The organism is Peribacillus sp. SIMBA_075 (genome assembly GCF_046534585.1).
In genome coordinates, this window is record NZ_JAWRYN010001105.1 from 1 (window position 1) to 253 (window position 253).

The following is a 253-nucleotide window of genomic DNA, read 5'->3' on the forward strand; positions in this document are numbered from 1 at the left end:
CTGGTCCATCAACGACGAAGCGATGCTCGATCAGGCGCTTGATGAAATGGCTGGGTTTGAGCAGCCTTTCCATTCACAAATCGTTACCTTGACGAGCCATCATCCGTTCGAGATGCCGGAAGACTTGCAGTTGCTCAACACCGAAGGCTATGACGGCTATCAGGACCGGCATTTCAAAAATTATTTGCAATCGATTCATTACGTCGACCGGGCAATCGGGAAGTTTATCGACGGGCTCGAACAAAAAGGGATG

At 49.8% G+C, this 253-nt stretch carries 1 protein-coding gene; it reads left to right on the plus strand.

The genetic code is table 11. The annotated features are described in order from the left end of the window. Window positions 1-253, plus strand: a 253-nt coding sequence (locus SB775_RS31720) for a sulfatase-like hydrolase/transferase (protein WP_410865257.1), incomplete at both ends; no start/stop codon positions are given.